The following is an 8,095-nucleotide window of genomic DNA, read 5'->3' as shown; positions in this document are numbered from 1 at the left end:
GAGCCGTATGATGGGAGACTATCACGTACGGTTCTGTGAGAGGTTTAGGGGTGTGATTCCCCTTTACCTACTCGACTCTTTGCCGTTATGAATCCACTTGCCAATACGCCTATTTTTTTAGGTCTTGTGGAAGGTGAAGATGAAAAAGCAAAACGTAGAATAGCCAAAACATCCACTGTTACGGCATTTATTATCGTAGCAACATTTGTAATAATGGGGAAATACATTTTCCAGCTTTTTGGGATAACCATTCCTGCGTTTAAAATCACCGGTGGAATTCTGATTTTTTACATTGGTTTTGAAATGCTTATGTCGCAGAAGTCGAAAGTACACAACGCAGAAAGTAAGGAAGAGGAAGGTAGCATTGCCATTTCCCCGCTGGCCATTCCCATATTGGCTGGACCCGGAACCATTGTTACGGCCATGAATTTTGTTACAAAAGCCAATTTCCTGCACATTGCTATTGTTATTATTTTGTTTGCCTTGATCATTTATTTAACCTACCTGGCTTTTACCCTAAGTGAGGTGATTGTTAAGAAAGTGGGGCAAAACTTAATTGCGGTTATCGGGAAAATTATGGGACTTATCCTTGCCATTATTGGAAGTGGAATGCTGATAGAAGGAATAAAGCTGGGGTTTGGTCTTGCAACGTAGTTTCGTACAGTACTTAATAAGTAGAAAAAAGGATTGTCCTGATGATTCAGAACAATCCTCGTATTATATTCTTAGATCTTCTTACCAATGTAAAATACATAGCCGTAAAAAGCCTTGTATTTGTGGTACAGTTGCTTTTCGTGCCGTTGGTTGGCAATAAATTCTTCGGCTGTTTTGTTCCCGGCGTACTTTTTCAGGAAGATTTCGTCAGCAGCTTCTTGAGGTGCGTAGAAATGCTCGGTCCAGCAGTTGTCGGGCAGAATAAAAGTAGCTACCGGAATGTAACCGGCGTTCTGCATTTGGGCAACTTTTTTCGGGATCGTATCTATTTCCGGGTAAGCATCCATCCAGAAATCCTCGATTTCGCCTGGCCGTTCATCCGTAAACCAAGAAACTTCTGAAACGGCGATGTATCCGCCGGTTTTCAGAAACTTTCGCCATTCGTTGAGTCCCCGTTCAAAGCCAATGTTGTAAATGGCGCCTTCCGACCAGATCAGATCCAGTTCCTCGTTCTGAAACGCAAGATTGTCCATGGAGCCAATGGAGCCTTTTACGCGGTTCTGAACCTTGGTTTTGCGTGCGTTTGCGTTGAACAGATCAATAAATTGGGGAAAGAGGTCAACCCCGGTAATCTGTCCTGAAGTATGCGCTGCCAAAACCATTGTCTGGCCGCCGGTTCCGCAACCGATATCGGCCATGCGCGATTCGGGAGTTAGGCCTTCAACAAAACTCAGGGCTTTCAGAGTTACTTCGGGGCTGCCCGGGCCCTGGCGTTCTACGTGGGTGAAATACTCGCAGATAAGTTGTAAGTCGAATTCGTGGATTGATTTATTTTCGTTACTCATGGTGTCTAAAATTAATGTGTATATGAAGCATACGTTTTTTACTAAATGATTGCTTCGGTTGTTTATGAAATATAAAAATGAAAAACACTCCGAACAGGAATAAGTCCGGGTTCAAATAAGGGATAACCTTGGAAAAACTCCAAAGTTATTTACTTCACCAAATCCTTCTTAATTTTAGACATCCAATGTTTTTAGACGCAGCAAAGATAAAAATATCTTTTGTTAAATATTTCTTTTTCCTGGTTTTCTTATGTTAAGATTGAAGCCATTTATCAGGCTGTTTTCCGATATCTCCAAATGGCCAGGCTCAGAAAAATGGTTCCCAGTACGAGTAGTGAAACAAATTCTTCCAGCAGATCAAAAAAGCCGGAACCTTTGAGTACCACGTGCCGCATAATCCGCATAAAGTAATAAATGGGATTGGCGCGGTCGAGCATTTGCGCCCAATGCGGCATACTTTCAACGGGGGTGAAAATTCCGCCCATCAGAATAAAGATCATCATAAAGAAAAAGCTGATGAACATTACCTGTTGCTGCGTGTCGCTAACGGTTGAGATAAAAAGCCCAAGGCCGAGCACACTGATCAGGTAAACGCTGGCCAAGCCAAAGAGCAGCCAAAGACTGCCAACAATCGGGAGGTCGAAAACGAGCCAGGCGATGAACAGTCCGAACGCAAGATCGAAAAGGGCAATGAGCCAGAAAGGAACGAGCTTACCGATGATAAACTGGTATTTTTTTACCGGTGTTACATTGAGCTGTTCAATGGTTCCCACTTCTTTTTCGCGCACCAGGTTCATCCCCGACATAAACATTCCGATAATGGTTACCAGTATCGCCAGGATTCCCGGAGCCATGTACCACTTGTAATCGAGTTCCGAATTGTACCAGTAGTTTTCGGTAATCGCAATTTCGGTTGGCGGCGTAAACTTGGGAAGTCCTTTCCATTCTGCCACCAGGTTTTTATTGAAGTTGCCGATTATTTGGGCGGAGTATGAAAATATAAGTTGTGCGGTATTTCCGTCGATGGCATTTACCAGCAGTTGAATTTGGGCCTTGTCGTCGCGTACCAGGTTGCGTTCCAGGCTGGGAGGGATTACCAGCACCACATCCGCATCGTCGGTCAGCAGCATTTCTTCTCCAAAAGTTTCATCCGGAACAGCGGTTTCGAGATGGAAAAACGGGATGCCGTCGAATTTGGCAATCAATTCGCGCGAGGTTTCCGAAAGGTCTTTGTCCACCACCACCATGTCGATCTTTTTCATGTCGAAAGTGGCCGCAAAAACAAGCACCAGCATTTGCAGCAGCGGCACTCCAAAAATCATCGGCAACATGGTGCGGTTCCGGAATATCTGCCGGAATTCTTTTTGTAATATGTATTTTATTGTACGCATAATTTAGCTGTGAGCTATGAGCTGCGAGCCACAAGCTCGTTTTTTATTTAAGGCTTTTCTGTAGTCCGATAAGCATTTTTTGTTCTTCGTCTAATTTGCTGTCCAGTTGACTAAATTTTTCGTCATTTAAGAAGTTAAGCTTGTTCGCTATAATTAGTTGTGTTTCCAGTTCAAAAGAAGACCCGAGAGCAACATCTAAAAAACGATTGAAGTCTTTGTCTGAATTACGACCTGCACCTTCCGCTATGTTTGAAGGAATGGAGATGGCAGAGCGTTTTATTTGCCCGGTTAATCCATACACTTCATCTTTCGGAAAATTTTCAATGCTTTTATAAACGTTTACAACTAAATCGACTCCGTTTTGCCATACTTTTAAATTCTTAAAGTTTTTCATATTCAGTATTTTAAGGCTATTCTGGTATTTGCATCTAATTACTCGAAGCTCAAAGCTCGTGGCTCGAAGCTCGTTTGCTATTCAAGCCGAATTTTAAACTTCTTCACACTCAGTGCAATAAAGAACAAGGTCATGCCGATTAAAACGGCTGTTTCCTGCCAAACAAACAGGATTCCGGTTCCTTTTAACATGATGGCGCGGATGATGGAAATGAAATACCTCGCGGGCATAATGTGGCTGACCACCTGCAATACTTTGGGCATGTTTTCAATCGGGTAAATAAAGCCCGAGAGAAGAATGGTTGGCAACATCAACACAATCATGGAAATAAACATGGCCGTCATTTGGCTTTTGGCAACGGTGGAGATGAAGATACCCAGGCAAAGCGCCATGGCAATAAAAAGAATGGTTTCGAGCATGAGCAAGGTAAAGCTTCCGAGAATAGGAACTCCAAAAACAAAGCGCCCCATTAGAACTATCACAAAGGCATTGGCAATGGATAACAGTAGATAAGGCAATACTTTCCCGATAATGATTTGCATGGGCCGAAGGGGAGAAACCAGCAGGATTTCCATCGTTCCCAGTTCTTTTTCGCGGGTGATGGAAATGGAAGTCATCATAGCCGAAATCAGCATCAGGATCAGTGCCATTACTCCCGGAACAAACATATAGGCGCTTTTCATTTCTTCGTTGAAATACATGCGTACTTCGGGTTCAATCTGCAGGGGCAGTTGAAGATTTGGGTGCATTTTTTTAACGTAGTCGTTGATAATTCCGGAGGTGTAGGAAATGGCGAGCCGGGCCATGTTCGGATCCGATGCATCGGCGATCAGTTGTACATTGGCTTTGCCTTCTTTTGTGAGTTTTTCGCCAAAGTTGCTTTCAAAAACAATCACCTCTTTTACTTTTCCCAGACGGAAAACAGACTCAATATCGTTGAGGTTTTCCAGGTTTTTCTCCAGAATGAAATAGCCCGATGAAAGAATTTTGTTGGTTATTTTCTGCGTGGTTTCATCTTTGGCCTGGTCGTAAATCGCAATGTGTACGTCCTGTATTTCGTTTTTAATAACGGTTCCGAATATCAGCAGTTGTGCAATCGGGATAAAGAAGAGTACCATCATCGTTCGCGGGTCGCGAAAAATGTGGAAAAATTCCTTTTGTATAAATGATTTGAGTTGTTTCATTTTTTTATTTTTTAGCTTCTAGCTACAAGCTGCAAGCTTTTTTTCTTGAGACTCGCAGCTTGTGGCTAGTAGCTATCTTGCTATTTTTAAAAACACTTCATCCATATTTTTTGCATTGTATCTTTCCTTTAGTTTTCCGGGGGTGTCGAGCGCTTCAATTTTGCCGGCGTCCATAATGGAAACGCGGTTGCAATATTCAGCCTCGTCCATGTAGTGGGTGGTTACAAACACGGTAATTCCGTTGTTTGAAGCCTCGTAAATCAGGTCCCAGAATTTTCTGCGGGTCACAGGATCCACTCCGCCGGTGGGCTCGTCGAGAAAAACAATTTTAGGTTCGTGGAAAATGGCCACCGAAAATGCCAGTTTTTGCTTCCAGCCCAGCGGTAATCCGGCAATCAGTTTTTTTCGGGCGCTTTCCATTTCCAGTTTCTCCAGCAGTTCGGCTTCTTTTTCCTTTGCTTTTTTAGAAGGAATACCATAAATACCTGCATACAATCGGATATTTTCTGAAACAGTCAGGTCTTCGTACAACGAAAACTTCTGGCTCATGTAGCCGATATTTTTTTTGATCTTCTCGGTTTCGCGGTAAATGTCGTAACCGGCAATTTTTATGTCGCCGGAAGTAGGAGTGGAGAGCCCGCACAAAATCCGGATGGCAGTGGTTTTCCCGGCACCGTTTGCTCCCAGAAAACCGAAAATCTCGCCCTTGTACACATCAAAAGTAAGGTTGTCGTTTGCTGTAAACGCTCCGAATTTCTTGACGAGGTTTTTGACTGTTATTATTGTATCTGCTTTCATTTCTTTAGTTTTCAGTCTCAGTCGCAGTTTTCAGTCAGAAGTCTTTACTGCTTCCAAACTTTTCCGGGTTATTCATCATGAAGTTCAATAGTTTGCCAATTTCAACACATTCATTGTAAAAGCTTTTGTGTATTTCGGCGTCTAAATATTTGCAGGCGAGGGCAAAATCGAGCCATGAAGCTGTTTCGCTGTTTTCACCATCCGAATCCGTTAGTTTGCTCAGGAAATGTTTCGGATAACGTCTCTTTCGGTAAGCCTCGGCAATATTGGTACATGTTGATCTTGAAGATCTGCGTATTTGATCGGTAAGAGAGTAGGTTTCTTCTTTGGGAAATGATTTTGAAATCTCAAAAATATCCATAGCAAGTTTAAATGCTTTTTGATAAACGATTAGCTCTTTGAAATCCATACTCTTTTAATTTTTGTTACTCATCTGTCAACTGAGACTGAATACTGCGACTGTAAACTGTGACTATCAGCTGCAATTGCTCACAGCGATTGTAAACTCATAAACACATCTTCAATTCCGGGATGTATCTCTTCTACGATTACATGGCGGTGCTTCCGGTCGGTCAGAAATTTGTCGAGTTCGCTTATTTCCACTTCGTCGTCTACGCCGGTAAAATGCACAAACTGTCCAAATGCAAACACTGATTCCGCTTTGGGAAACGATCTCAAATCCTGTATCAGGCGGAACATGTCTTCGGAATGCACCTGGATAATTTTTCTCGGGAATTTTTCGGTGATCCTCGAAGGAGAGTCAACATCCAGAATCGTTCCTTTCTGAATCAGCGCAACACGGTCGCAAAGCGAAGCCTCGTCCATGTAAGGAGTTGATACTAAAATGGTAATTTCTTTTTGTTGCAGTGCTTTCAGCATTTCCCAGAATTCTTTTCGCGAAACCGCATCCACACCGGTTGTGGGTTCGTCCAGAATCAGGATTTTGGGTTTGTGAATCAGCGCACACGATAAGGCGAGTTTTTGTTTCATTCCGCCGGAAAGTTTACCGGCCCGCCGGTTTTTAAAAGGCTCAATCTGGTAATAAATATCGCGAATGAGGTCGTAGTTTTCTTCGATCGTCGTTCCAAATACGGTGGCAAAAAAGTGAAGGTTTTCTTCTACGCTCAAATCCTGGTACAGCGAAAACCGGCCGGGCATGTAGCCTACAATGTGCCTTATTTTTTTGAAATCTTTCACTACATGCAGATCGTTCATTTTTGCTTCGCCGGAATCGGGCAGGAGCAAAGTCATCAGAATACGCATAAGGGTGGTTTTTCCCGCGCCGTCGGGACCAATCAATCCAAAAAGTTCCCCTTTCTCAACGGTCAGCGAAATTTCCTTCAGCGCCTGAATGTCGTTGTAGTATTTTGATATGTTTTTAATCTCTATCATTCTTGCTAGTGTTCAGTCTCAGTCTCAGTTTTCAGTCAGAAGTCTTTACTGCTTCCAAATTTTTCCGGGTTATTCATCATGAAGTTCAATAGTTTGCCAATTTCAACACATTCATTGTAAAAGCTTTTGTGTATTTCGGCGTCTAAATATTTGCAGGCGAGGGCAAAATCGAGCCATGAAGCTGTTTCGCTGTTTTCACCATCCGAATCCGTTAGTTTGCTCAGGAAATGTTTCGGATAACGTCTCTTTCGGTAAGCCTCGGCAATATTGGTACATGTTGATCTTGAAGATCTGCGTATTTGATCGGTAAGAGAGTAGGTTTCTTCTTTGGGAAATGATTTTGAAACCTCAAAAATATCCATAGCAAGTTTAAATGCTTTTTGATAAACGATTAACTCTTTGAAATCCATACTCTTTTAATTTATGTTAGCATCTGTTTACTGTGACTGCTTACTGTGACTGTTTACTGCGACTGTCAACTGCGACTGAACACTGCGCCAGTTCACTGCCAACTCACTTCCCCCGGCATACCGATTTTTAGCGTTCCGTCGTTTTTCACGGCCACTTTTACTGCGTAAACCAGTTTTACCCTTTCTTCTTTTGTCTGGATGATTTTGGGGGTGAATTCAGCTTCCGATGAAATCCAGGTAACTTCCCCTGTAAGCGTTTGGTTTTCTGTTTCCGATTTGTCGATCAGAACATTTACCTGCTGTCCGATTTTGACATTTGGAAGCTGTGCGCCGCTTACATAAACTTTTAGCGTCAGCATATCCAAATCAGCAACCTTGAACAAGGGTTTCCCGGGTGTGGCCAGTTCTCCCTGCTCCACATAGGTTTCCAGAATAGTTCCGCTCACCGGCGACGTAACGGTACATCTGTTCTGTAAATCTTGGGTTGTTTCCTGCTGAGCTTCCAGTACTTCCAGCTCTTTATTTACCGAAACAAACTGTGTCCGGGTACTTTCAATCTGTTTTTGAATAACACTGATCTGGCCGCTAATATCATCCAGTTGTTTTTGTGTGGCCGCCTGGTCTTTGACCATTTTTGCCACCCGGTCTTCATTTATTTTCAGGGTTTTAATCTGCTCTTCAAAAACTCCGATTTGCGACTGAATCGATTGGCGTTTGGCAATCACGGCGGCTTTTTGTGCTTCCAGTTGCTGTAGTTTAAGGTGAATCTGGACGGTATCGATGACGGCCGTAATAAAATCCTTGTCGATCTTCTGGCCTTTCTCAATCGTTAGCTGAAGAATTTTTCCCGATGATTCGGAAGAAACAATCACCGGATCGGCTTCAAAATTGCCGAAAGCATCCGATTTCTCGTCTGTACTGCTGCAGCTGAAGAGCACGACTGAAATCAATATCATTAATAAATTTCGTTTCATATTGTCCTGATTTATTTTGTTCATTTTAACTGTTTCTGAAAACTGTGACTGAG

At 42.8% G+C, this 8,095-nt stretch carries 9 protein-coding genes and 1 pseudogene; 1 reads left to right on the top strand and 9 read right to left on the bottom strand.

The features are described from left to right. Window positions 1-84 precede the first annotated feature (84 nt). Window positions 85-654, top strand: a pseudogene (locus D1614_RS22145) (MarC family protein); the annotation flags it as partial. Between the two features lie 71 nt (window positions 655-725). Here the strand turns inward: D1614_RS22145 and D1614_RS22140 are convergent. The 9 genes from D1614_RS22140 to D1614_RS22100 form a co-directional block, all read right to left on the bottom strand. Beyond that, a complete protein-coding gene (locus D1614_RS22140; RefSeq protein WP_119440182.1) occupies window positions 726-1,499 on the bottom strand; it encodes a class I SAM-dependent methyltransferase in 774 nt (257 codons plus the stop codon). A 272-nt stretch (window positions 1,500-1,771) separates the two neighbouring features. Continuing rightward, on the bottom strand, window positions 1,772-2,890 hold the full coding sequence (locus tag D1614_RS22135; protein WP_119440181.1) for an ABC transporter permease: 1,119 nt from the start codon (window positions 2,888-2,890) through the stop codon (window positions 1,772-1,774). A gap of 43 nt (window positions 2,891-2,933) precedes the next feature. Beyond that, a complete protein-coding gene (locus D1614_RS22130; RefSeq protein ID WP_119440180.1) occupies window positions 2,934-3,284 on the bottom strand; it encodes a four helix bundle protein in 351 nt (116 codons plus the stop codon). A gap of 77 nt (window positions 3,285-3,361) precedes the next feature. After that, a complete protein-coding gene (locus tag D1614_RS22125) occupies window positions 3,362-4,468 on the bottom strand; it encodes an ABC transporter permease (RefSeq protein ID WP_119440179.1) in 1,107 nt (368 codons plus the stop codon). 72 nt (window positions 4,469-4,540) lie between these two features. Further along, window positions 4,541-5,266 carry an ABC transporter ATP-binding protein gene (locus tag D1614_RS22120; protein WP_119440178.1) on the bottom strand — a complete coding sequence of 242 codons (726 nt, stop codon included), beginning with the start codon at window positions 5,264-5,266 and terminating at the stop codon, window positions 4,541-4,543. Window positions 5,267-5,300: 34 nt separating this feature from the next. Continuing rightward, window positions 5,301-5,675, bottom strand: coding sequence for a four helix bundle protein (locus D1614_RS22115; protein ID WP_119440177.1), 375 nt, complete (start codon window positions 5,673-5,675; stop codon window positions 5,301-5,303). A gap of 80 nt (window positions 5,676-5,755) precedes the next feature. Then, the gene (locus tag D1614_RS22110) at window positions 5,756-6,658 is read right to left on the bottom strand and encodes an ABC transporter ATP-binding protein (RefSeq protein WP_119440176.1); all 903 of its coding nucleotides are present in this window, start codon (window positions 6,656-6,658) and stop codon (window positions 5,756-5,758) included. A 35-nt stretch (window positions 6,659-6,693) separates the two neighbouring features. Continuing rightward, window positions 6,694-7,068: a four helix bundle protein gene (locus D1614_RS22105; protein WP_119440175.1), complete on the bottom strand. Its 375-nt coding sequence runs from the start codon at window positions 7,066-7,068 to the stop codon at window positions 6,694-6,696. A 92-nt stretch (window positions 7,069-7,160) separates the two neighbouring features. Then, window positions 7,161-8,042, bottom strand: coding sequence for an HlyD family secretion protein (locus tag D1614_RS22100; RefSeq protein WP_162304605.1), 882 nt, complete (start codon window positions 8,040-8,042; stop codon window positions 7,161-7,163). Between the last annotated feature and the right edge of the window lie 53 nt (window positions 8,043-8,095).

Origin of the sequence: Maribellus luteus (assembly GCF_003576475.1) — a bacterium.
Taxonomy (GTDB): domain Bacteria; phylum Bacteroidota; class Bacteroidia; order Bacteroidales; family Prolixibacteraceae; genus Draconibacterium; species Draconibacterium luteum.
Note: the sequence above shows the minus strand (reverse complement) of the source record. Positions and strands in the feature narration are given on the sequence as shown.